Annotated in this window: 25 protein-coding genes and 2 tRNA genes; 3 read left to right on the forward strand and 24 right to left on the reverse strand. The window is 61.2% G+C overall.

Annotated elements, in window-relative coordinates:
* Positions 1 to 164: 164 nt before the first annotated feature.
* The 20 genes from J2129_RS04285 to J2129_RS04380 form a co-directional block, all read right to left on the reverse strand.
* Positions 165 to 461: a hypothetical protein gene (locus J2129_RS04285; protein WP_209629691.1), complete on the reverse strand. Its 297-nt coding sequence runs from the start codon at positions 459 to 461 to the stop codon at positions 165 to 167.
* A 297-nt stretch (positions 462 to 758) separates the two neighbouring features.
* Entirely contained in the window at positions 759 to 3572 is a 2814-nt protein-coding gene (locus J2129_RS04290; protein WP_209629692.1) for a hypothetical protein, read from the reverse strand.
* Positions 3569 to 3916, reverse strand: coding sequence for a hypothetical protein (locus tag J2129_RS04295; RefSeq protein WP_209629693.1), 348 nt, complete (start codon positions 3914 to 3916; stop codon positions 3569 to 3571). The genes J2129_RS04290 and J2129_RS04295 overlap by 4 nt, the downstream gene beginning before the upstream one ends.
* On the reverse strand, positions 3913 to 4050 hold the full coding sequence (locus J2129_RS04300) for a hypothetical protein (RefSeq protein WP_209631365.1): 138 nt from the start codon (positions 4048 to 4050) through the stop codon (positions 3913 to 3915). Before J2129_RS04300 ends, J2129_RS04295 begins: the two co-directional genes overlap by 4 nt.
* Before the next feature lie 95 nt (positions 4051 to 4145).
* Complete coding sequence (locus J2129_RS04305) at positions 4146 to 4289, reverse strand: hypothetical protein (protein WP_209629694.1); 144 nt, start codon at positions 4287 to 4289, stop codon at positions 4146 to 4148.
* Between the two features lie 253 nt (positions 4290 to 4542).
* Positions 4543 to 5772, reverse strand: a complete 1230-nt coding sequence (locus J2129_RS04310; protein ID WP_209629695.1) for a site-specific integrase — start codon at positions 5770 to 5772, stop codon at positions 4543 to 4545.
* Between the two features lie 57 nt (positions 5773 to 5829).
* Positions 5830 to 5938 (reverse strand) — tRNA-Met (locus J2129_RS04315).
* A gap of 70 nt (positions 5939 to 6008) precedes the next feature.
* Positions 6009 to 7487, reverse strand: coding sequence for an acetyl-CoA carboxylase biotin carboxylase subunit (locus J2129_RS04320; RefSeq protein WP_209629696.1), 1479 nt, complete (start codon positions 7485 to 7487; stop codon positions 6009 to 6011).
* A gap of 26 nt (positions 7488 to 7513) precedes the next feature.
* Positions 7514 to 9256: a sodium-extruding oxaloacetate decarboxylase subunit alpha gene (oadA, locus tag J2129_RS04325; RefSeq protein ID WP_209629697.1), complete on the reverse strand. Its 1743-nt coding sequence runs from the start codon at positions 9254 to 9256 to the stop codon at positions 7514 to 7516.
* A gap of 54 nt (positions 9257 to 9310) precedes the next feature.
* Positions 9311 to 9958 carry a hypothetical protein gene (locus J2129_RS04330; protein WP_209629698.1) on the reverse strand — a complete coding sequence of 216 codons (648 nt, stop codon included), beginning with the start codon at positions 9956 to 9958 and terminating at the stop codon, positions 9311 to 9313.
* Positions 9940 to 10644: an ATP-binding cassette domain-containing protein gene (locus J2129_RS04335; RefSeq protein ID WP_209629699.1), complete on the reverse strand. Its 705-nt coding sequence runs from the start codon at positions 10642 to 10644 to the stop codon at positions 9940 to 9942. Before J2129_RS04335 ends, J2129_RS04330 begins: the two co-directional genes overlap by 19 nt.
* Positions 10628 to 11314: an energy-coupling factor ABC transporter ATP-binding protein gene (locus J2129_RS04340; RefSeq protein WP_209629700.1), complete on the reverse strand. Its 687-nt coding sequence runs from the start codon at positions 11312 to 11314 to the stop codon at positions 10628 to 10630. Before J2129_RS04340 ends, J2129_RS04335 begins: the two co-directional genes overlap by 17 nt.
* A complete protein-coding gene (locus J2129_RS04345) occupies positions 11311 to 11820 on the reverse strand; it encodes a biotin transporter BioY (protein WP_209629701.1) in 510 nt (169 codons plus the stop codon). The genes J2129_RS04340 and J2129_RS04345 overlap by 4 nt, the downstream gene beginning before the upstream one ends.
* Before the next feature lie 9 nt (positions 11821 to 11829).
* On the reverse strand, positions 11830 to 12810 hold the full coding sequence (locus tag J2129_RS04350; protein ID WP_209629702.1) for a biotin--[acetyl-CoA-carboxylase] ligase: 981 nt from the start codon (positions 12808 to 12810) through the stop codon (positions 11830 to 11832).
* A gap of 5 nt (positions 12811 to 12815) precedes the next feature.
* The gene (locus tag J2129_RS04355; protein ID WP_209629703.1) at positions 12816 to 13238 is read right to left on the reverse strand and encodes a DUF2111 domain-containing protein; all 423 of its coding nucleotides are present in this window, start codon (positions 13236 to 13238) and stop codon (positions 12816 to 12818) included.
* 30 nt (positions 13239 to 13268) lie between these two features.
* On the reverse strand, positions 13269 to 13856 hold the full coding sequence (locus tag J2129_RS04360; protein WP_209629704.1) for a hypothetical protein: 588 nt from the start codon (positions 13854 to 13856) through the stop codon (positions 13269 to 13271).
* A complete protein-coding gene (locus J2129_RS04365; RefSeq protein WP_209631253.1) occupies positions 13853 to 15286 on the reverse strand; it encodes an RtcB family protein in 1434 nt (477 codons plus the stop codon). The genes J2129_RS04360 and J2129_RS04365 overlap by 4 nt, the downstream gene beginning before the upstream one ends.
* Before the next feature lie 10 nt (positions 15287 to 15296).
* Positions 15297 to 15704: an archease gene (locus J2129_RS04370; RefSeq protein ID WP_209629705.1), complete on the reverse strand. Its 408-nt coding sequence runs from the start codon at positions 15702 to 15704 to the stop codon at positions 15297 to 15299.
* A gap of 3 nt (positions 15705 to 15707) precedes the next feature.
* The gene (locus tag J2129_RS04375; RefSeq protein WP_209629706.1) at positions 15708 to 15971 is read right to left on the reverse strand and encodes a hypothetical protein; all 264 of its coding nucleotides are present in this window, start codon (positions 15969 to 15971) and stop codon (positions 15708 to 15710) included.
* Positions 15972 to 16018: 47 nt separating this feature from the next.
* Positions 16019 to 16333, reverse strand: a complete 315-nt coding sequence (locus tag J2129_RS04380) for a DUF2551 domain-containing protein (RefSeq protein ID WP_209629707.1) — start codon at positions 16331 to 16333, stop codon at positions 16019 to 16021.
* A 174-nt stretch (positions 16334 to 16507) separates the two neighbouring features.
* On the opposite strand from J2129_RS04380, the gene J2129_RS04385 reads away from it, so the two are divergent.
* Together J2129_RS04385 and J2129_RS04390 are read left to right on the forward strand one after the other, a co-directional pair.
* Positions 16508 to 17368, forward strand: a complete 861-nt coding sequence (locus tag J2129_RS04385; RefSeq protein ID WP_209629708.1) for a protein translocase subunit SecF — start codon at positions 16508 to 16510, stop codon at positions 17366 to 17368.
* Positions 17365 to 18822: a preprotein translocase subunit SecD gene (locus tag J2129_RS04390; protein ID WP_209629709.1), complete on the forward strand. Its 1458-nt coding sequence runs from the start codon at positions 17365 to 17367 to the stop codon at positions 18820 to 18822. The genes J2129_RS04385 and J2129_RS04390 overlap by 4 nt, the downstream gene beginning before the upstream one ends.
* Positions 18823 to 19165: 343 nt before the next feature.
* Here the strand turns inward: J2129_RS04390 and J2129_RS04395 are convergent.
* A tRNA-Leu gene (locus J2129_RS04395) sits at positions 19166 to 19250 on the reverse strand.
* A gap of 125 nt (positions 19251 to 19375) precedes the next feature.
* Here J2129_RS04395 and J2129_RS04400 point away from each other — a divergent pair.
* Positions 19376 to 19792 carry a phosphate-starvation-inducible PsiE family protein gene (locus J2129_RS04400; protein ID WP_209629710.1) on the forward strand — a complete coding sequence of 139 codons (417 nt, stop codon included), beginning with the start codon at positions 19376 to 19378 and terminating at the stop codon, positions 19790 to 19792.
* A gap of 324 nt (positions 19793 to 20116) precedes the next feature.
* Here J2129_RS04400 and J2129_RS04405 read toward each other — a convergent pair whose 3' ends face one another.
* The 3 genes from J2129_RS04405 to J2129_RS04415 form a co-directional block, all read right to left on the reverse strand.
* Positions 20117 to 21481 (reverse strand): PFL family protein, encoded by a 1365-nt coding sequence (locus J2129_RS04405; RefSeq protein WP_209629711.1) that lies wholly within the window; start codon positions 21479 to 21481, stop codon positions 20117 to 20119.
* A gap of 11 nt (positions 21482 to 21492) precedes the next feature.
* Positions 21493 to 21765, reverse strand: coding sequence for an ACT domain-containing protein (locus J2129_RS04410; RefSeq protein WP_209629712.1), 273 nt, complete (start codon positions 21763 to 21765; stop codon positions 21493 to 21495).
* Positions 21766 to 22241: 476 nt separating this feature from the next.
* A complete protein-coding gene (locus tag J2129_RS04415) occupies positions 22242 to 23351 on the reverse strand; it encodes a chloride channel protein (protein ID WP_209629713.1) in 1110 nt (369 codons plus the stop codon).
* Positions 23352 to 23758: the final 407 nt, after the last annotated feature.

Below are 23758 nucleotides of genomic sequence, written 5' to 3' on the forward strand. Positions count from 1 at the left end.
ACGTATTATGTAATTATCGGCTTGAATCAAAAACGTGAAAGTAGAAATACAGATATGCATTTTTAATTTTGGATATTATTTTTTAAAACGGGACTCTTTGTGTAAATTTTAGATTATAAGTATTGTTAATTCTGATGACTCTACTTGATCTTACACTCCCTATTTCAAATCGAATCCAACAATTTCATAAACTTCCTATACTCCAGACTTCTCTTCGCCTTCTCCGCCTGATTGTCTTCATTATCGATGGGCCCTGCGTTCTCAAACAGCTTCCGCTCCACATCGACCCCCGAGAGATACACATATACCTCGGGTATGTTGGAATTCTTCTCCCCCCCGGCAACTAGCCGCAGCTCCATCTCGGAAAGGCCTTGCTTCCCGCCATTGCTCTGGAAGAGGCCGGTAAGCCTGGCGTGGCGGATAGCATGAGGGTGGACGCGCTTCCCGATGCACTTGAGCATGTTCTGGACAGTGTGCAGGTTGAGGCGTTTCGTTCCCGCACCGTATCGCGGTGGTAGGTGACAAACAGCGAGGGCGTTCGGATCCTTTCTCAGGGGATGCTGGTTGATCCAGGTCTGTAGATCTGGCACCGAAGAAATGAGCCTGCACCGGCGCCGCCGGCGGTGCTCGAAAAACAAGGATTGAAACTCCCTGAGGGTGCCGCGAACCTTGCAGTTGCAGAACAAGATCCACAAAACAAGGATCAAACCCGCATTCAAAGAACACCATCTCAACCCCCACCAGCCCGAGGAGGGGGATCATGAGATCCCCTTCCCCATATTCCACGCCCGCACCAGCCCGGCATAACACCGCTCGCAGAGCACCACCTGCCCGTCGGCCGAGCGATGCACCGCCCGCCCCTCGTCGCACACATCGCACCGGCCGAGATCGGTGCTCACCCGCGTGAACTCCCCGAGGTCCAGGACGCCCGGCAATGTCTCTTGCAACATCCCGTCTCTATTTCCATCGGTTTTCAGCAGGTTGCGGATGATGACGTCACTCAACGGGCGGCGTGGGGTGCGCTGATCACGATTCGCACCCCGGCACGGTGATACCACCAGATCGTTTCCACCATTCCGGGTTTCACACACACACCCACCCACAGACCCATGAGAACCCGGGCCACCGGGTGCGTGTGCGTACTGCTGTACTTTAGTACTAAGAGAGAGACGCGTCTCTCTATCTGTACTAGTACTGTCAGATCCAGAACCGTTCCTGGCCGCTTGGTCTTCGCAGACGTCGCTGCAATCCTGCGGGAAACCTGCTGGAATACCGCAAGCGTCGGCGGGGCCGGGACCATCGTCCCGATCCTGGTCCTCGCCGTCGTCTCTGCGGTCGTCGATCCATACCCCAGCCCCGCGGGACCACTGCCGGTAGACCCTCAGGTCGAAGGAGAAGAGGTGTTCTCGCCGGCGGACGGCATACCCCTCCGCGTCCTCCGTGACCGTCGTGTCGAAGTAACTGACCGCCGGACATTTCTCCAGCAGTCCGGAGTAGGTCGTCCCCCGGCTCACATAGCCGTGGAGGATGCGGTAGGTCTGGTGGTAGGAAAGCCCGAGCGCCTCCTGGAGCATCTTGATCGTGAACTGGTCCCAGTTCATCGCCGCCACCGTTTCCAGCGCCGCCGCCTCGTTCTTCGTCACCTTCGTCTCCTGGCCGCCTGAGTCGCCGTTGATGGCGGCATAGATCCGGGCCGCCGTCTCGAAGTCCTCACGGTTTGCCCGGATCCCGCCCTCATAGCGCTCGCGCTGGAACCGGTGCAGGAGTGCGGAGGCCTTGATGAGGTCGAAGAGCATCCCTGGGTTCCTGCGGTTGGCCGTCACCGAGAACTGCACGGCCTCGGCGTACGGGATGGAGACATGAAGACGCTCCTCCTTCACCACCTCCCAGATCGCCCGGCAGACCGGGAGCCCCGGATCCTCGGCGTCGCCCTCCGCCGCCTCGCGGACCTCGGCATGTTTCATGTGTTCGAGCACCCGCTCGTCCTGTTCGAGCGAGTCGTCGATCCAGACGGTGAGCATGCGGTTCATCACCTGGTCGTCGCCCGGGTCCTCGACCCGTGCAAGCCACCAGACGCAGCGCTCAGGGATGCGGCAGACCTGGATCTTGCGGTCTGGGGAGACGGTGTGGTGCTCGATCCGCTCCCTGAAGTTTGCGGTGGCGGCTTTGAGGACTTCCTGGAGGTCGTCGGAGAGCGAGACGTCGTCGAAGAGGAAGACGGTCCCCGGATGAAGGTTGTCGTGGTAGTAGAGTGCCTTGTTGCTCACCGTCCCGGCGAGGCGGTAGGCCTCAGGCACCTGCTTGAGCATGGTGGTGCAGGCATGGCTCTTGCCTTTGCCTGAGTTCCCTGAGACCGAGACGTGCAGCCCGCTCGTGTTCTCGACCGACTGCGAGGCGAGCGACATCACCAGGCACTCGGCGACGATGCGGTCGCCGACGTGCTCGCGGCCGAAGGTGTCGAGGAGGAAGCCGAGCGGGTCGCCCTCGGTGAGGACCGCCATCGCCTCTTCCCTGAGCGCCGGGTCGGGGTCTGGTGCCGGTGGGACGGGCGGGGGTGGGGGCACCTCCTCCCGTTTTTTCAGGGTGTGTTTCTCCCTGGGTTCGTAGCGGTCCCGCAACTCAGACCACCGCTGCACTCCGCCGCCGCACGAGGCGTGGTGGCACCCGGCATGGACTGCGCCGCTCGGGAACTGGACCGCAAAGGCCCCGTCATGGTGGGCGCTACTGAACGGGCAGTCTTCGAGGACGTAGAGCGTCCCGCCCTGCCAGGGCCTCGTGCTCCGCACGCCAAGCCCGTGCTCACGGAGCCATGCCCCAAGGTCGAGGGGCTTCCCCCGCTTCGGTGCGGGCGGCGGGGCGGTCGGGAGGCGGCCGGCGATCTTTTCGAGGAGGTCGGTGGGAACCACTTCAGGGTGCTCGGGCACGGCGAGGACCTTCGCCCGCCGGTGCGGACGGTTGTCGGTGTGGTCGCCTTTGCGCGAGGTGGTGCCGTAGAGTTTCCAGATCCTGGCGGCATTGTAGTTTGCCGTGTCGACGGTGACGACATCATCCGAAAACAGGGCGTCGAGGGTGACGAGCACGGCCTTCACGAGCGCCGTCGCCGCCTCGTCGTTGGCGAGGTCGATGGGGTACAAAAGGTGTGCCCCGTTGCCTGAGTCGGCCTTGATCGGATCGGGAAACCCCTGCCCCGCGAGCCAGCGAGCGATCGCCTCGGCACGCTCCAGCGCCGCCTCGTGCTCATCCTCGGTCGACGAGACCCCGCTCGGGCGCACCGGGTCGAGGTCGACTGGAAGCCAGCGGCGGCGGAGGATGTCGGCGTCGGCGGTGGTGGGGTCGCTTCTGGTGAGTCGCATCTTCACGCGGTTTGCCCGCCTCGCGAGGAGGGCCGGGTCGACGAGGTTGAGGGTGACGTACGTCCCCCTCGTCTCGGGATCGGCGTCGAGCGCCGCGGCGGCGTTCGCCAACTTCGCAAAGTCGTCGAAGTAGCCTGAGTGCGTGAACCGGTCGGCAAGGGTGCGGAGTTCCACGACGCCGCCCTCAGGGAAGAGGGCGGCGAGGGCGGTGTCGATCATGGACACCCCTCCGGGATCAGTGGGAAGAGCGGCGCCGAAGCCGCTTCCCCACGGACCACCCGCTGCACGCTCACCAGCGGCACGATGAAGTGCCCGGCGACCGTGAAGATCGTCACCGCACGTTCGAAGACGTTCATCGCCGCGTGCCCCACGATCGCCGTCTCGGTGACCACCGCCCCGTCCTCGGTCTCCTCGGCGACAACCCCGGTCACCGGGACCACATGGCCATGGAAGAGGAGGGGCCTGAGGTCGTCGTGTGCGATCTGATAATGCTCGTCGCCGATGATGAGGTGCAGCCCGCCGCGCGACCCTGGGCGCAGCGTGCCGTTGATCATCTCGCTCATGGCTCCTCACCCCGCATGACCAGCGTGATCAGATAGAAATGCCCCTGGGTCGGGTAGATGTACACCTCTGAGATCGCACTCCCGTACCGCTTCATCTCGCGTGCAAGCACCTGCGGGATCAGATAGAACGGCACCGGATCGACAGTCTTAATTTCTTCCCGCGAAGAAGGGGATCTGGCAGACCTCCGTGAACTCGTGTTGGAGCATGGTTCTACATGGGGGCTGCCATCTATCGGGCCGTCGCCTGACATTTTTGTGCCTCGTTGTGGGGGGTCTTCAATCTGGCTTTGCCGTCCTCGATCCACTTCTCCCAGATCATCTTTGCGATGGGATCGGGCATGTGGTCGAGGGTTTCCTGAGAGATCTCTCTCATAGTCTGCTTTCCTCCTGTGCGGGCCACCTTGTGAGAAAATAGGTCGGGGGGACCGGCGGCACCGCACTGAAGAGGGGTGGAAGAATGAGAATAAAAAGGGGCGGTGATTTGTTTGGAAGTGAAATGTCGATGCTTTGTGAAGAACGCGAGATCAGGCGAGGTTTTTGTAGTAATGCATCTGGTTCAGTTCTCCCATGGGCGCTCGCACGCCGTTTTTGCATTTCGTCTTAAGGATCATAACGTCCTCCCCGCTTCATAGGTCTGATTCGCCCTGCCGGTTCAGGTCGCTGCGCAGTTGCTTGAGGAGAAGGTCGTACTCTGGGGAACCTTTCGCGATCATGACGCACTCGTCCATGCTCTCGGTCGCTTCTTCGGTGAGTGTCCGGCCGCAGAGGCTGCAGAAGTTGGACGACGGGCCGTTGACGGCTTGACAGTGCGGGCACTGCCGGGGTTCGAGCCGCGGCCGCCGGTGTCCGTTGCCGTCTCCCTGGGCGATGCCGTAGGTCCTGAGGATCTCCTGGTCGATGTCGCAGCCGGTGAGGTGGGCGTAGGTCTTGAACATCGGGGTGGTGATGTTGCCCCACATCATGAGTTTGATCACGCTTTCTGAGACGCCTTCGGTGATCATGTGGGTGATCCGGGAGTGGCGGAAGATGTGCGGCGTGATGTGTTTGGTGATCCCGGCCCGTTTGGCGATGCGGTCGAGTTGTTTCTGGACGGCGGCGTGGGTGAGCGGGCCTCTCCGTTCGGTCAGGAAGACGAGGGCCTCGCCGACGGGGTTGAACGGGTAGTCGGCACGCCATGCGGCGATGTGCTCGCGGGCCATGACGAGCCTGACATACCGGGGTTTGTTGGTCTTGAATTTGACGTTGACGACGGCGCCGTACTCGTCCATGAGAACGTCCTTCCAGGCGAGGGTACCTAACTCGCCGATCCGGAACCCGCCTTCATAGAGCATCATGATGAGGGCGCGGTCCCGGCTCCAGAGGCAGGCGTCCATGATGGCCGTCACCTCGGCCGGGGTGAGGAGGTCGGTGGCCTCCTTGGTCATGGTGTCTTTGGGCGGGTTTTTGATGCGCTGAATTTTCCTGAGGGGAAGGTCGGTGTAGCCGTTCTCGATCATCCAGACGTAGAGTTGTTTGAGGATGATGACGTGGTCGGCGATGGTGTTTTGCTTGAATTGTTTGCCGCGGGCGCTTTTGGCGGTCTTGAGAATAGAGATGCCTTCGTAGATGTCGGCCATGTGGTTCTCGAGGTACGGGCCGATGAAGCGTCGCCACCCGACGAGGGTGTAGACGAGTTTGTTGGTTCTGGCGGCACTGATGTTGTTGCAGGACTGGCATTCTGCAACGAACTCGCGGATCAGGTCGGCGTCGCACGAGGTGAGGGTGCCGTTTGCAAGCCCTTTGGCGATGGAACGGTCCGCATACTCGCTCTTGATGCAATGAAAAGAGCTATCAGATCGTGTTGGAGCAGGTCTCATACATATGCCTTCGGTCAAGACGGGAAAAGTGTAAGGGATTTTGACCGAAAGTCGGAATGCTGCGAGGGGGATCCGAACCCCCGACCTCCAGATATCTCAGATCTGGGCGCGTCCGTTGCTCAAAACCCTATGAGTCTGGCGCCCTAACCAACTAGGCCACCGCAGCATGAGTGTTTGCACCTAAGTGCATTATAACAAGGACGGATGGGTTAATAAAGGTTATTGTGGGGCAGAGATTATCCCCGCCGCTGTTGGTTGATGTAGACATTGACCGCGGCTGAAATCGCCGCCATCTCCTTCCCCTGGCGGAACGACGCCGCCAGCGTCTGCATGCGTGCCTCTTCCTCGCGCAGGGAGCGCCCCAGGGTCTGGGCGATATGCTCCTCCTGGAGGAAGTGGGTGTGGGTGTTGCCCTGCACGTACTCGCGGTTATGCATGATCGCATGGTGGAGAGGGAGGGTGGTCTTCACGCCCAGGATGACGTACTCATAGATCGCCCTGCGCATCCGCTCGATCGACTCCATTCTCGTCTGCCCCCAGGCACAGAGTTTGGAGATCATCGAGTCGTAGGTCGGCGGGATCGCATACCCCATGTGGATCCCTGAGTCCACCCTGATCCCTGGCCCGCCAGGCGAGCGGTACCTGATGATCTTGCCCGGGTCGGCCTGGAAGTTGTTGAGCGGGTCCTCGGCATTGATCCGGCACTCGATCGCATGCCCGCGGATCCCGATATCCTCCTGACCGAACGGGAGATCAAGCCCGGCCGCGACCGCCAGCTGCTGCTTGACGATATCGATCCCGGTGATCATCTCGGTGATCGTGTGCTCGACCTGGAGACGGGTGTTCATCTCCATGAAATAGTAGTTGCCGTCGGCGTACAGGAACTCCACCGTCCCCGCGTTCTGGTAGCCTGAAGTTTTTGCGACCGTCACCGCCGAGTCGGCCATCCGCTCGCGGAGGGCGTCGGTCATGATCGGGCAGGGCGCCTCCTCGACCAGTTTCTGGTGACGGCGCTGGATCGAACACTCACGATCGTACAGGTGAAGGGTGTTGCCATAACTGTCGGCCAGCACCTGGAACTCGATATGCCGCGGCTTGACCAGGTACTTCTCTATGAAGACGGTCGAGTCGCCGAAGGCCGACTCCGCGATCTTCATGCTCCCCTTGATCGCCTCCTCGAGGTCGGCCGGGGTGTTGACGATATGCATCCCGATCCCTCCGCCGCCGGCGCTCGCCTTGACGATGACCGGGTAGCCGATCTCGTCTGCCACCCGCGCCGCCTCGTCGAGGCTGCGCACCCCGCCCTCGGTGCCTGGCAGGACCGGGACGCCGGCATCCTTCATCGCCTGCTTGCTCTCGATCTTTGAGCCCATCATCTCGATGGTCTTCCATGACGGCCCGATGAAAGTGAGCCCCTCCTCATCGACCCGTCGTGCAAACGTGGCATTCTCGGCCAGGAACCCATAGCCAGGGTGGACCGCCTCGGCCCCCGACATCTCTGCGATCTCGAGGATCCGGTCCATATTCAGGTAACTCTTCTGGGGGGGCGCCTCGCCGACGAAGAACGCCTCGTCGGCGTACTTCACATGGAGGGCGTTTTTGTCCGGGGTCGAGTAGACCGCCACCGTCTCGATCCCGAGCTCGCGGCAGGCGCGCATCACCCTGATCGCGATCTCGCCCCTGTTCGCGATGAGTACCTTCTCAAAATACCTCATACAACCTCACAAAATGAGAGGGCGGTCTACTCGACCACCATGAGCACGTCGCCGTTCTGGACGACATCGCCGACATCGACAAAGATCTCGGTGACCTTCCCGTCGGCCGTCGCATAGATGGGGTTCTCCATCTTCATCGCCTCAAGGACCAGAAGGACGTCGCCTTTCTTCACCTTTGCGCCGACGTTCGCTCGCACCTCGAGAACCATGCCCTGCATGTTGGACTTGACCCCGCCGGCAATCTCGCCTCTCGGGATCTCCTTGCCGGCGGCGGGGGCAGCCGTCTCGACCGCACTCCCTTCCACCGAGAGGATCCGGACCGAGAAGACCTCACCGTCGACCTCGACCTCCATGAAACCCGGCACCTCGGCCGCGGCCGGGGCCGCCTGGGCCAGTTCAGGGATGGGCTCGGCGGTCCGCTCGCCCTTGAGGAAAGACGGCGCAATCGCCGGGTACATGATATAGGTGAGGACGTCCTCTTCTTTCCTGACCAGCCCGTCTTTCTCGGCCTGCTCGCGCATCTTCTCGTAGGCAGGCTCCAGCAGGTCGGCCGGCCTCACGGTGATCACCTCTTCGTCCCCGATGATCAGGGACCTGATCTCCTCTGAGATCTCTGCCGGCGGGCGGCCGTACAGCCCCCTGACATAGTCCTTGACCTCCTTGGTCACATTGGAATAACGGTCACTCCCCATCAGGACGTTCAGGACCGCCTGCGTCCCCACGATCTGGCTCGTCGGGGTGACCAGCGGTGGGTAGCCGAGATCTCTGCGCACCCGCGGGATCTCGGCATGCACCTCTTCGAGACGGTTGAGGGCGTCCTGCTCCTTGAGTTGGGAGACGAGGTTTGAGATCATCCCTCCAGGCAACTGGTAGACCAGCACATTGCTGTCCACCCGCTCGGAGATGGGGTTGAGAAGCCCGCCATATTTGTCCCTGAGTTTGACACAACGGTCCCTGACCTCAAGGAGAGTATGGAGGTCGATCCCGGTGTCGCGCGTCGTGCCCTTGAGCGAGGCCACCACGCTCTCGGTCGGGGGCTGCGAGGTCCCGAGGGCGAAGGGCGACATCGCCGTGTCCAGGATGTCGACCCCGGCCTCGATGGCCGCCTGGTAACTCATCGAGGCGATCCCGCTCGTCGAGTGCGAGTGGAGACAGACCGGGAGATCGACCTGCTCCTTGATCCCTGCGATGAGGTCGCGGGTCGCCTCAGGCATGATCAGCCCGGCCATGTCCTTGATGCAGATCGAGTCGCAGTCATGTGCCGCCAGGTCTTCGGCCATCTCGATGAACTTCGCCGTGGTGTGCACCGGACTTGTGGTGTACGAGATCGTGCCCTGGAGATGGGCACCCTGTTCCTTCACCGAGGCGAAGGACTTTTCCATGTTTCTGATGTCGTTAAGGGCGTCAAAGACTCTGAAAATGTCGACGCCGTTTTTGTACGCCGCATCGATGAACCTCTCGACGACATCGTCGGGATAATGGCGGTAGCCCACCAGGTTCTGCCCCCGCAGCAGCATCTGGATGGGGGTCTTTGCGAGTTCGGCCTTCAGGTCCCTGAGTCGGTCCCAGGGATCATCGTTAAGAAATCGGATACAGCTGTCAAAGGTTGCTCCACCCCATGCTTCAAGGGAGAAGAATCCCACATCATCCATCTTGCGGGCCAGAGGAAGCATGTCCTCGGTCCTCATTCTGGTGGCGATGAGCGATTGGTGGGCATCCCTGAGTGTTGTATCAGTTATATGTACTCGTTTTGGGTTGGCAGCACTCATCTGAATACCTCGGGGCTCTAAAATATCTATAAGCCTCTCAATTTTTTATCATGATCATATAAATACATCACCAAGTGGAACCAATGAAAAAATAAAGACCATACCGGCGAGAATTGTGGCGCCATATCCGGCTGCATCTGGCCTGAACTCCGGACAAACCGAACCCCCGCCCCGGTACCCCCTGACTGCGAGGAGGGCGGCACGCTCGGCGGAGCGTCGCATCTGGCCGTGGAGAACGGTGAGTGCAAAGGGGACCAGTGCGTTTCGTCCCCATCTTTTTCCTTTCAATTGGAGCGCCATCCTGGTCCTGGCAACGTCAGTCTCCAGGGAGGCGAGGGCCTCCATCCCCATCTCGCCTGCCAGCCCAAGGTCGAACCCGAGGCCGCGGCCAAAGAGGGCGGTCCCGACCGCGAGGAGTTCGCCTGGTTCTCGTTCTCTATAGGCCCAGAAGGCGATGAGAAAGACCGCAGAGAGCCTGAAGAAATACGAAACTCCGTCTCCCCCGGTGAACGCCGTCAGCAGGGCGGTGAGCGCGAGGGTGAGGAGGACGATCCCAGCGGCCCTGGGAGAGGTCGGGAGTGAGCCCCGCCGCCTGCTGAATACCACCCACCAGAGATAGACGAAGGCCGCGCCGGCGACCGAGTGGAAGGCGGCGAGGGAGAGGAGGACGGTGCAGACCAGTCTCAGTCGCGCGTCCTGCATGCACCCTCCGCCTCGATGGTGTCTTTGAAGGTGATGTTTTCTGGGGCGAGCCCGCGGGCCAGGGCTTCCCTGAGGTACGGAGGAGCGTGGCGCCAGTGCGGGATCGCCTCTGGCACCGCCCCGAGGTCGCGCACCGACCCTTCCTCGACCTCCCAGAGACGGTCGACCGCAGGGAGGACCTGGCGTTCATGGGTGAAGATGACGGTGATCTCTCCCTCTCGTTCTTCGAGGGCGCGGCAGAACCGGTGTTTCTGTATGCAGTCCAGGGAACTGAAGGGTTCGTCGAGGACCAGGAGGTCATCCTCCCTGGAAAGGAGGGCGGCGAGGTGGAGACGTTTGAGTTCACCCCGCGAAAGGGCGAAGGGGTCGTCGTCCAGTCGGGCGGAGAGCTCGACCTCTGCGGCGACCGCATCGGCGTCGGCACCGTACGATGCGGCCTCGGCCCGCACCGTCGACCCGGTCACGTGGTATTCAGGGTTCTGGAAGGAGAGGCTGAACCCTCTCACCCCCTCGCGGTGCACCATGCCCGAGGCCGGGTCGAGGAGCCCGGCGAGGAGGAGGGCAAGCGTCGTCTTCCCGCTCCCGACCCTGCCGGTGACCAGGTGGATCCCGGGGCTGAAGGTGCCGGTGCAGGAGAGGGTGAACGCCCCCCGCGTAAAGACGACGCCCTCACAGGCGACCTGCATGGTCGCGCATCCTCCATGAATAGGGGTAGAAGCAGGTCTCTTTCAGCGCTGAAAAAACCTGGTCCGGGGTTCCGGCATGGCTCACCGATCCGTGTGCAAGGGAGAGGACAGTGTCGGCCGCGGCCGCCGTCTCCATCTCCTGGGTGCACCTCACGCAGTAGCGACAAGGGGAGGCTTCGAGGGCCTCGCCGACCATGCCGGCGGTCTCTGCGTCGAGGTGGGAGTCGAACTCGTCGAGGACCAGGAGTTCTGGCCTGGAAGAGAGGGCGGTCGCAAGGGCGACCAGGGCCCGCTCGCCGCCAGAGAGGTCGCGGAAGGTGCGGGGGAGGAGCGCCTCGATCCCGACGAGGGCCGCGGCCTCCTCGACCCGCCGCTCCACCTCGGCGCAGGAGAGATGGGCAAACCGTGAAGGGCTGGCGATCTCGTCGTAAACCCTGGTAAAGAGAAGAGATTGGTCAGGGAACTCGCTGACCCACCCAACCTCGACCTGGCGGGGCGGGCGGGCGTCGACGGTGATCTCTCCCCGGGCCGGGAGAGAGAGCCCGGCGAGCAGGGAGAGGAACGTGGATTTCCCGCTGCCGTTCGGGCCGATGACCGCCGTGTAGCCCTCGTCAATGGCGAGCGAAGGGACGGAGAGAACCTGGTGCCTGAGCCCGGTGATCTCGATCATGCCAACCGTCTGGCCACCAGGTAGGCCGCCGCCGCCTTGAAAGCATCGCCAGGCAGGAAGGGAAGCATCCCCCCGACGGCCGCCGCCCAGAGGCCCATGCCGGTCGAGAGGGCGAGCCACGAGACCCCGAAGAGGTAGATGACGGCGGTGGCCAGGACCAGCCCGGCGACCCGCACCTTCTCAGAGGTGTGTTCATAGGCAAGCCCGGCGACCAGCGCCGCCCCGATAAACCCGACGATATACCCCCCTGTTGGCCCGAGGAGGACGCCAAGACCCGCGGTCCCGTTGTGGAAGATCGGAAGCCCGAGCGCACCGAGGAGGAGGTACAGCGTCGCCGGCACCACCGCCCAGCGCTTCATCACCGCCCCTGAAAGGAGGACGAAGAAGGTCTGGAGGGTGAGGGGGACCGGGATAAAAGGGATGGAGATCCATGACCCGGCCGCGATGAGGGCGATAAAGCCGGCGGACTCTGCGATAATCCTGGAACGTCGTTCGTCTCCGTACATCCACGTCCCCTACAGGTGCACGATGTCGCCTGCCACGACCTTCTCGACCCGCCCGTTGTCGCGCCTGATGATAAGGGCGCCGTGCTGGTCGATATCGATGGCGACCCCCTCGAAGGTCTTTCGCATCGTCCGGATCGAGACCCGGGTGTCAAGGGTCAGCGAGAGACTCTTCCATTCCCTGATGACCGGTTCGAACTCGCCGCTCTCAAGGATCCGGTACCTGCTCTCGAACTCGCGCAGGATCATCGCAAGCAGGGAGGCGCGGTCGACCTCCTGGCCGAGTTCGGCCGAGATGGAGGTGACCATCCGGCGCAGTTCGGGCGAGAGTTCATCGAGGTCGACATTGGCGTCGATGCCAAGGCCCAGGAGACAGTAGTGCACCTCCTCGCCCTCGCTGGAGAGTTCGAGGATGAGGCCGGCGACTTTTTTGTCCCCGATATAGACGTCGTTTGGCCACTTGATCAGGGCGCCGAGGTCATATTTCCTTCTGATCGCCCGCGCCACCGCGACCGAGGCGGCCATCATGATCATGGGGAGCGCATCGATGGGGAGGGTGGGCTTGAGGATCACGCTTGCCCAGATCCCGCCCTTCGGCGAGGCCCAGGCGCGCCCCAGACGACCAAACCCTCCAGTCTGTTCTTCGGCGACGACGAGCGTCCCGTGGAGGTCGGCCACACCTTTCTCGGCGCAGAGTTTCTTGGCCGCCCAGTTGGTGGAGGTGGTGCTCTCATAATAGGCGATCTCTTTGCCGATGGTGGTGGTCTTGAGAACCTTCTGGATCGTCTCAGGGGTGAGGGCGCCGCCGACCCTGACCAGCAAATATCCTGAATCGATGGATGACTCGATATCGTAGCCTGCTTCTCTGAGTATTTTGATATGACGGGCAACCGAGGAGACCGGGAGCCCGAGTGTAGCGCTCAGCGCCTCAGGGGTGACCGACCCCTCCGTAGTTTCAAGTGTGGTAAGAACTTTTCGTGTGAGTTCATTCATAGCCATTACCTTTTCGCAGCGACAGATTCTGACGGGAGTGGACAGGGATCTTTTCCACAGACCTGTTGCAGGATCGCAGTATGGTGCTCCATAAGCGTGGCGAGGTCGAAGACCCCGGTGATATCGACGACCCCGATGGCACCGATCGCCGTGCCAGCGCGGTCCCGCAGCGGGGTGACGACGACCGGCACCCCCTGGTACGGGCCTGAGCCGGGAACGATTTTTTTATGTTCGTTCCCCTTGATTGCAGCTTCGAGCACCGGGCCGGTATACCGGTCGTCGACTACTGCGTCATTCTCGACCCGCAACCCTGGAGCCTCTCTGGAACGTGCCGTGACCGGAAGCCCGCCGAGGAGACGGTGGAGCGCCATCACCACCGGCAGGAAGTCATCAGACGTGGACGAGGCAGAGATAATATACTGGTCCATGGTCCCACCACTACACTCCATTACGTTCTTCTAAAATAAGGTTTCTCTTTCAGCGGTGCAGAATGTGCCCATGAATTTCGCAGACGGGTATTCATGCGTGGAGGTGACCACGATCTCACCCTTGCCCACCGTTTTTCTGATGATCACCGCCTGGCCCTCAGGGGTCGCGGCGATGACCTCGCCCTCGTGGGCGGGGAAGAACCCGTCGGTCTCGACGGCGTCGAGGTCGTAGCCGTCAAGGAGTTGGATGTAGCGCTCTGCGCCGTCGGCGACGGCAAGGCGCCTCTGCCCAAACTCGAAATGATACTCCACCCCGAAAGGGAGCCAGTCATAGGCGCCAGGGCGTTCGTCGGCGGCACCAAAGACGAGGAGACGCCCGCCATTCTCGACAAACCTCTCGATCCGCTCGGATGCCGCCCGCAACCCCGGCAGGAGCCTGGAGTAGGCCTGGTTGGCAAACCCGGTCGGAATGATGAGACTGACATAGCGCCCGCGGTAAAAGGGGGCGGCGATGAGGTGCTGGTTGAGGTGCTCGCAGCAGATCCCGCAGCACTCGTCAACATAGCGATTGAAGGTGCCTGGTTCGTCCCAGAGGACCGCCGCCCTGGTCGTCGTCATCCCTTGATCACCCCGAGGGGGCGGAGACGGACGACCGGGAGGGAGAGCCCTGCACGGGTGACGGTGTCGATGACCTTGTCGCTCTCCTTGTACGCCGCCGGGGCCTCTTCGGCGATGGTGGCGTCGCTCGTCGCCCTGACATAGATCCCGCGTCCAAGGAGGGCCTCTCTCACCTCTTTTCCAGGCATCGACTTCTTCGCCTTGGTGCGGCTCATCACCCGGCCGGCACCATGGCAGGTGCTCCCAAAGGTCCGCTCCATCGCGGTCGTGGTGCCGTGGAGGACATAGGAGGCACTGCCCATGCTCCCAGGGATGAGCACCGGCTGGCCGACGCCCCGGTAGTCCTGCGGAACCTCGACCCGCCCGGGCCCAAAAGCCCTGGTCGCGCCCTTCCGATGGACATAGACGGTCTCGCGGCCGCCGTCGATATCGTGCTCCTCGCGCTTGGCCACGTTGTGGGCGACGTCGTAGACGAGGGGCATCTCCTCGTAGTCGATCCCATAGCGCTTTGAGAAGACCTTCCTCACCTCGTGGGTGATCACCTGCCTGTTCACCCAGGCATAGTTCGCGGCGGCGGCCATCGCCCCGAAGTAGGCCTCGCCCTCGGGCGAGTGGACCGGGGCGCAGGCAAGCTGCCGGTCAGGGATCTCGACGCCATATCTCCTGGTCGCCGACTCAAGGGTGCGGAGGTGGTCGGTGCAGACCTGGTGGCCAAGCCCCCTGGACCCGCAGTGGATCATGCAGCAGACCTGCCCCTCTTCAAGCCCGTAGGCCGCGGCGGCCTCCTGGTCAAAGACCCTGTCGATGACCTGGACCTCAAGAAAATGGTTGCCTGCGCCGAGAGTGCCGGCCTGGGGCATGCCGCGTTTTCTTGCCCGCTTGCTCACCGGGACGGCGTCGGCGTCCTGCATCTGGCCGTGCTCCTCGCAGTGGAGGGCGTCGGCCTCGACCCCGTAGCCTTCTTTGACGGCCCATGGCACGCCTTCGACCAACATCTCCTCCAGGCCCTGGGCCGAGAGACGCATCCTGCTCTCGGCGCCGACGCCGGTCGGCACGGCCCTGAAGAGGTCCTCGACGAGGGCGCGCATCTCGGTGAGGTCCTCGGCCCGCAATGGCGTGGCAAGGAGGCGGACGCCGCAGTTGATATCATAGCCGACACCACCGGGCGATATGATCCCATCCTCTTCCCTGAAGGCGGCGACGCCCCCGATCGGAAAGCCGTATCCAGAGTGGATGTCAGGCATGGCAAGAGAATACCTGACGATCCCTGGCAGGGTGGCGACATTTGCCAGTTGCTGAATGGCGCCGGCTTCAAGTGTCTCAGTAAGGTCGTCGGAGAGGAAGAACCGCCCTGGGACGCGCATCTTTGGCACATACCCAACCGGCACTTCCCATTCCACCTCATCGATTCTCTTCATCCCCTCAAGCATCAGACCCATCTCACACATCAAAGAGTATCTCACTACAAAATTGTTCTCCATCCTTGAAGATCGTGAGCCCCGAGTACGAGACCCCCTTGATCTCCATGCCCCCCAGGTGGCGCGCAGGGTCGAAGGGTTCGCCGATCGCCCTGGCTTCCAGTTCGGTCCCGTCGATCCTGACCTCAAACTCGGAAAAGACCACACGGTCGACCTCAGAGAGAAAGAGAAGTTCTGAAAGAAAGTCGACCATCAGCGAGGTGGGGTCGTCTGAGGAGACCGAGAGGGTGCGCACCACTCCCCGGTCCTCGGCGTTGACGTACATGACCGCGAACATCGCCTTCGCTGCTTCGGCAAAGAGGGCGGTGCTGTCATCTGCCCAGACGCGCACCTTGACGTCGGCAGGGTGCGGGACTTCGACGAAGGGCATCGGTCACTCCTGATAGTACGAGGGCACCATGTCCATCCCGATGACGTCGATATATGGTGCCTGGTACATCGAGATATAGATCATCTGTCGTCCTGCCCTCACCTGGACGTCGGTGTACTTCGGGGGTTTGACCGCGACCGGGAGGAGGATTGGCCCCCCGCAGGAGGTACAGACCCTGAAGTCACAGTCCCGTCCCTCGACATAGGAGATCACGTCTGGTGAAATCGTGATCCTCTCAGGAGAGAGGTCCCTTCCGCCCTGTATCATTCTATATACTTCGCTACAGGAGAAGGTAAAACCATTGTGATCAGGGGTCAGGCGCACTTCAGGAGGTGCGTGACCATCCCGACGTACGCGTCCTTGATCTCGTAGACGGCATTTGGACCCTCAGGGTCCCGCTTTACGTGGAGGACACCGATCCTGGAGGCGATGATGCCCACCATTGAGGCCACAGAATGATAACTGATCTCAAAACTCTCAGAGATCTTCTCGTAGATTTCTGGTATTGTCGTCGTCTTCATTTTCACAAAGAATGAGAGCAACTCATGCCTGATTCCGGTATTGTCTCTGGAGAGGTACTTCTTCAGGCGGGCCTCAATCTCTGTCCTGATATCGGCCGGCGACCGCATGATCCGGTGTTTGAATGATGCCCCATATAAATATTCCGTTTTATTCTTGTGCTCTTCGCTATTTCATCAAAAAAAGAATGATTTACACGGGGCGTCCCGATCTGATCGCTCCTGGAAACGGAGCCAGGAGATGTTATCCAAATATTAATCCGCTCTTCTGCAGAGTATGTAGTTATGGGTTTTGATATCTACGATGTCAATAAATATGCCCCAAAGCAGATGGTGGCGGTGCCACTCATCGTGCTTCTCCTGGCACTCGGCCTGTTGGGGATCAACTGGCTGAGTACCGGGACGCTGCTCACGCCTGGCATAGATTTTGCCGGCGGGACAGCAGTCACTGTCATGACTGACGACAGTGTCGAGGATATTGAGGCGTACTTTGCCGGATTCCCCCTGACTTCAGTGGGTGAAGGACTAAATGGCGGAAAATATATCAGGTTCGGTCCGATGGACGACGACGAGCAGCAAGCGCTTGTCAAGAAGGTCAATGACCGCTACCCCGACCCAAAGATCGATCAGATCGGCGAGTCCTTCGGTGAGGCCCTCCAGCAGCAGGCCCTCCTTGCCCTGCTCTTCTCCTTCATCGGGATGGGTATTGTCGTCTTCCTGGCCTTCAGGGACGTAGTCCCGTCCATCGCGGTGGTGCTCTCGGCACTCTCCGATATCATCATCACCGCTGCGATCATGGATATTGTCGGGATCCAGCTCACCCTGTCGACGACGGCGGCGCTCCTGATGCTCATCGGGTATTCGGTGGACAGCGACATTCTCCTCACGACCCGCCTCCTCAAACGGCAGGGCAAACTGGATGAGAAACTCGCCGGGGCCTACCGGACCGGGATCATCATGACGACCACGACGATCGCGGCGATCGCGGCGATGTTTGCGGTCACGGCCTTTGGGCAGGTGGAAGTCATCGCGCAGATCTCTGCGGTGCTTCTTATCGGGCTCTTTGTCGACCTGATGAACACCTGGGTGCTGAATGCAGGTATCCTCAAGGGCTATGTGATGCAGAAGAACGGAGGGCGCGCATGAAAGAGGACAGCGTACTCAAGAAACTCTCCAGGGACTGGCGCGTCGTCCTGATGGTCGCCCTGGTGATCTTCTCGGTCATCGCAATCGGGCCGCACTTCGACGAGAACGGGCAGTTTGCGACCAACCTCCAGTACGGGCTCGACCTCCAGGAAGGTTCCTGGCTCCAGATGGAGTTCCAGGCCGAAGTGGTCACGGTCCAGACCGGCCAGCCGCTCCAGGAGATTGCGGCCAACCTCTCCGAGCAACTGGACGCCGAGGTACTCCCGGTCGGGCCAGACCAGATTGAGGTGAGGATGCCGATGACCGAGGCCGAACTCAGGCCGCTCTTCGAGCAGGCAGGGGCCGAGGTCGTGGCCGTCAACCAGGGCGTCTCCAAGGAGACGGCCGAGTCGGTGAAGCGGGTCCTTGACGAGAAGGTGAACAGCCTTGGCACCAAGGACGCGCGGGTGAACGTCCTCACCGGGCTCAACGGGATCACGAGGTACGTGAGGGTCGAACTTGCCGGCGTCGATATGGAGACGGCCAACGAGATCGTCGGCAAGCAGGGCAAGTTCGAGATCAGGGTCGAGACAACCGGGGACCAGACCCAGCATGTCCTCTTCGGCGACTCGATCACCAGCGTCAGCACGCCTGAGAAGGACCCCCATTATGGGAAGTGGGGGGTGAGTTTCACCATCGACGAAGCGGGCGCCAAGGCCTTCCAGGAGGCGGCGATCTCGTCCAATGCCGTCAACGATCCCCAGAACCATGAACTGATCATGTACCTGGACAATGAGACGGTCTACAGCGCACCGCTCACCGTCGAACTGGCCAACAGCCTGAAGGCCAACCCGGTGCGTTCGCTCACCGCCACAACCGGAACCGGTGACGAGGGGTTGGAGAAAGCGATGAACCTCGAGATCCACCTGCGTGCCGGTTCTCTGCCGGTGGACGTGAAGGTCGTGGGGTCAGGTTCGGTCTCGGCGGCGCTCGGGGACTACTTCAAGATCCTCAGTTTCCTGGCGGCGGTCCTTGCTCTCATCGTGGTCGGGGTAGTGATCTACTACCGCTACCGTGAGCCAAGCATCGTGTTGCCGATGGTCATGACCACCCTTGCCGAGATCCTGATCCTGCTTGGCATCGCCAGGTTCATCCAGCAGCTTGATCTCGCCTCGATCGCCGGTATCATCGCCGTGATGGGTACAGGTATCGATCAGCTGGTGGTGATCACCGACGAGGTGCTCCATGAGGGACGGGTGCCTTCGCCGAGCGTGTACCTCAAGCGGCTTGGCCGGGCGCTCGGGATCATCATGGTGGCGGCGTCGACGACGATCATCGCCATGCTCCCGCTCGCCCTGATGGACCTCTCCACCCTGCGCGGGTTTGCCATCATCACGATCCTCGGCGTCTTCGTCGGGGTGCTGATCACCAGGCCAGCGTACGGGAAGATCATCATGGCGATCCTCTCGAAGTAAGACAATTAAGAGAACACTCCTCTCTGGTGGCGGGTCCGGGATGCCGGGCCGCACCTGAAGAGGGAGAACAGACCTTTTTTTGGGTTCGTGAAATTCGGTACTGATAGGAAGGATGGCGGCGCTCCCTTGCTCCTGGTGGGTCTCACCTTCCGATGTGCAGGTCCGTCGTTATGAGGACGACGCGATTTTTCCGCAGAATATCAAGACCTGGACACTATCCCTGGAACGATCGTCGGTGAGTCTCAGAATCTGCCCTGCGCACAGAACCCGCGCGCGGAGGAGAATGGGCGTAAAGAACAGTGGCCGTCTCGTGCAGGCTCCCGCCTCATGAAAGAAAGATAGATGCGAGGGGAGGGATTCGAACCCTCGAACTTCTTCAAGACTGGACCCTAAATCCAGCGCCTTTGACCAGGCTTGGCAACCCTCGCATTTTTGGCGCAAAGACCACTTTCTGATACGAGCGCACTCTATAAAAAGCATGGAGACCGGGCAACTCCGACCATCTGATTTTATCTCTTCTCCTCCCCAATGAAAGAAATGGATACGTGGACCCATGCTCAAGGCGCTGGATACCTACCAGAAGGGGATATATTATGTCCTCATCGGCCTCCTCGCAGTCATCATCGGTTTTTCCGTGATCGAACTGGCAGCCCTGACCATCCAGGGACTATGGCACCAATCACCGTTGCGACTTGAGAACCACGAGATTATCGGTGTCTTCGGGCTCTTCCTTCTTGTCCTCATCGGCCTTGAACTCATGGAGACGATCCGGGCATATGTCGAGGAGCACCGGGTCCATGTCGAGGTGATCATGCTTGTGGCGATCATCGCTGTCGCCAGAAAGATCATCATCCTCGAATCAGAAGAAGCACAGGACCTCCCTCTCCTTGGGATCGGGTTTGTCGTCATCGCCCTGGCCTGTGGGTATTATCTGATCAAAAAGGCGAGGACCTTTGAAAAGGAAACATAGGCGGCCAGGGTATCGTTGGAAATTTCATTGCCCTGGTCAGGTGAGGGGTGGGGCCGATTCTCCGGTCCTGAAATGAGAAAAATCACGCGATGAAAAATTTTGATCTCATATGCATGAGGCGTGCTCTCGCTTTATGAGTGATCTTACAGACCCAGGGCTTTTGCACTCAGGAGTCTGGCAGAAATTCTGTTGGTGCCTCCCCTCTGGCGGAAGAAGGGACGATCGAAAAATGGATGCCCCCGATTGAAAAACAGAAGGGGGAATTTGGGATGGAACCCGGGGAAGATGCACCGGGTTCTGGGGGAGCGCTCACCCCTCCAGCATTCAGTTCTTGAAACTATGGATCGGCGCCGGGATCCTCCCGCCGCGGTTCACGAACGCCTCGCACCCAAACGGGTTGACCGCCTGGATCGGCGCATACCCGAGCAACCCCCCGAACTCCACGGTGTCGCCGAGATCTTTGCCGACGACCGGGATGAGACGGACGGCGGTCGTCTTCTGGTTGATCATCCCGATCGCCGCCTCGTCGGCAATCATGCCCGAGATGGTGGTCGCCGGGGTCGTGCCGGGGATCGCGATCATGTCCAGGCCGACCGAGCAGACGCAGGTCATGGCCTCCAGTTTCTCGATCGAGAGGGCCCCGCGGGTGACGGCGTCGATCATCCCCTGGTCCTCGCTGACCGGGATGAACGCCCCGCTCAGTCCGCCGACAAACGAACTGGCCATCACTCCTCCTTTCTTCACCTGGTCGTTCAGGAGGGCGAGCGCCGCCGTGGTGCCTGGCGCACCCACCGACTCCAGCCCCATCTCCTCTAAGATGCCGGCGACGCTGTCGCCCACCGCCGGCGTCGGTGCAAGCGAGAGGTCGACGATCCCGAACGGCACCCCGAGCCTCTCCGAGGCCTCCCTGGCCACCAACTGCCCGACACGCGTCACTTTGAAGGCGGTCTTCTTCACGGTCTCGCAGAGCACCTCGAAGTTCTCGCCCTGCACATTCTCCAGGGCATGCTTCACGACGCCAGGCCCACTCACGCCCACGTTGATGACCGCGTCCGCCTCGGTCACGCCGTGGAAGGCTCCGGCCATGAAGGGGTTGTCGTCTGGAGCATTGCAGAAGACCACGAGTTTCGCACACCCGAGCGAGTTGTTCTCCTTCGTCGCTTCGGCCGTCTCCAGCACGATCTCGCCCATCAGTTTCACGGCGTCCATGTTGATCCCGGTCCTGGTCGAGCCGATATTCACCGAGCTGCAGACCCGCTCGGTCGAGGCGAGGGCTTCAGGGATGGACCTGATCAGGTTCTCGTCGGCCCTGGTCATGCCCTTGGAGACGAGGGCCGAGTAGCCGCCGAGGAAGTTTACCCCGGTCTCCTGTGCGGCGGCGTCAAGGGTCCGTGCGATCGTCACGAAGTCCTCAGGGCAGGTGCAGGCCCCGCCGCCCACCAGGGCGATCGGGGTGACTGAGATGCGTTTGTTGACGATCGGGATCCCGTACTCGCGCTCGATCTCCTGGCCGGTCGAGACAAGGTCCCGTGCGACGCGGGTGATCTTTTCGTAGATATTCTGGTTCAGGGTGTCAAGGTCGGCATCGATGCAGTCGAGAAGACTGATGCCCATCGTGATGGTGCGGACATCCAGTTTCTCCTGCTCGATCATCGTGTTTGTCTCGTTGACCTCTAAGAGATTGATCATCGCCACGCCTCTCAGATCCGGTGCATGCTGGTAAAGATGTCCTCACGCTGGCACCGGATCCTGACCCCGATCTCGTCGCCGAGCGTCTCCAGGTCACTCACCATCTCGCCAAACGGTTTCGATGACCTGCCGGTGTCGACGATCATCATCATATTGAAGTAGCCCTGCACGATGGTCTGGGAGATGTCCTCGACGTTCACCTGGTTCTCGGCGAGGTAGGTGCAGACCTTCGCGATGATCCCGACGGTGTCTCTGCCTACGACTGTGATGATGGTTTTTTTCATGCCCGGTCACGTCCTCTAGTAAGTTGGTCGTCTCTGGAGATTAATCTCGTTGGAAGGGGGGTCGGTGGGAGAGGTGGCGGTTCTGCTGTAACCAGGGCTGCGATCGTCGCGATGATGACGCCGTCAGTCGGAGTCTGAAAGAGATGCCCCGCTTTGTAGTCTGGCAATGTTCGCTCTCCACAAAAAGATTCAGACCGGCTATATATCTTAGAATCTTGATCCCATGCTACACGAAGGTCTCGCACGAAGACACCCCCCTCGTCTCATTGAGCATATCCCAAAACTCCCTGTGGCTTGAACATCGTCTTGAACTGAAGTCATTCCTTTCTGGAATTCTAAGCGCTATCCTCCACCGGGGAGCTTGCCACTCGAAGATCTTCGATCTTCGAGGAGCCCCCGGCAAGAAACTATGGGAAGGCACTTGAGTCGCGCTTACATCAAGAACGGTGAGGATTTCTACAAAGCCAGAAGAACCCTCACCCCTTCTCAATCAACACCACCCGCCGCGTCGCTACGTACCCCACCACCGTCGCGATCACCACCGCAGGCACGACATCCCACTGCAAAAACACCATCGCAAGCAGGACAAAGACCACCGACGGCATCTTCAGCACCGCGACGGTCATCCCGGACATGGCGGCGGGGACGGCGAGGGCGACTGGGATTGCAGGGGCGAGGAGAGTGGCGGCCATGCCGAGGGTGCCGCCGGCAAAGAAGAGCGGGAAGACCGGGCCGCCCTTGAAGACCGTGGCCATGCACCATGTGCTGGCCAGGATCTTCGCCGCGACGAGAGCGAGGAGCATGACCGCCCCCATCGCCGCCCCTTCGGTAAGCACGGTCTGAAACTCGTTCTGGCCTGAGAAGAGGACGAGCGGGGCGAGGGTGCCGAGGACACCGAGGCCCAGGCCCCCGAGGAGGCCGCGGAAAATTGGGCGGTCGGCGAGAGGGACGATGAGGCGGGAGAAGAGGTGGTAAGAATAGATGAAGCCCACCCCAGCCACGGCACCGACCAGACCGAGGACCGCCGCATAGACAAGGTCAACGGCGACGAAGGTGTAGGGCGGGACCGGGTACAGGGCGCCGGGCGGGCCGGTGAGGAGAAGATAGACCGCAAACCCTACGAGGGCCCCAAGGACCCCGACCGTCGAGAGGGCGCGGACACGCTCCTTCAGCCAGGCCACCCGGTCGCCGAGGCGGGTGCCCATCCCGCCGCCCATATCGACGGCGGCCACCTCGGGCCCCAGACTGGCGCCGCCGACGAGGGAGAGGTAGATGGTGAGCAGCCCGGCCGGGAGATACTGCGGCTCGAAGCGTCCGGTCTCCTTAAAGGTCGCAAGGGTCTCCTGGAGCAGCCCCACGTGGTCGTCGAAGAAGTGAAGGCAGAGCCCGACCGCGAGCCCGCTGGCGGTGGTAAGGAGGAGGGTGTAGTACGGGACCGGGGCTGACTCAGGCCAGACCAGCGCCGCCCCTCCATACTGCACCGCAAGGAAGAACACCATCGCTCCTGCAGCGGCCACCCCAAGCAGGACGGCCGCGAGTGCGAAGCGCAGGGTCTGCCAGAGTGTGGCGATATCGTCTGGCGGCATCGGTCTGGCCAGGGGTGGGATGGTTATGGTGATATTTATAGAGGCGCGGGAGGAGCAGAAGATCTGATGGCTTCTCCAATCGACCTTGTGGATCCCTCCCTCGATCGCGCTGGGGATTGCACCCCCGGACGAGAAACTCCGGGAAGACGGGTGACACACATTCTCTCCACAACAGATACGGGTTTCTACAGAGCCAATGAGGAAAAGATTTCCCAATTTCTGGGCTCTGTAGAAATCCACATGATAAATCTCTTTGGCGGGGGGCATGCCGCCCCCCGATCCCGCGCGCGAGCGAGCGAGAGGTGGTGGACAGTAAATTTCTCTTCAGATTCAGCGATTATGCCTTCCCGACCCCATCTTCATCCCGGGGGTCCGGGGGCAGCGCCCCCGGCCGAAGAGGTGGGAAG

Origin of the sequence: Methanofollis sp. W23 (assembly GCF_017875325.1) — an archaeon.
In the GTDB taxonomy this organism is placed as follows: domain Archaea; phylum Halobacteriota; class Methanomicrobia; order Methanomicrobiales; family Methanofollaceae; genus Methanofollis.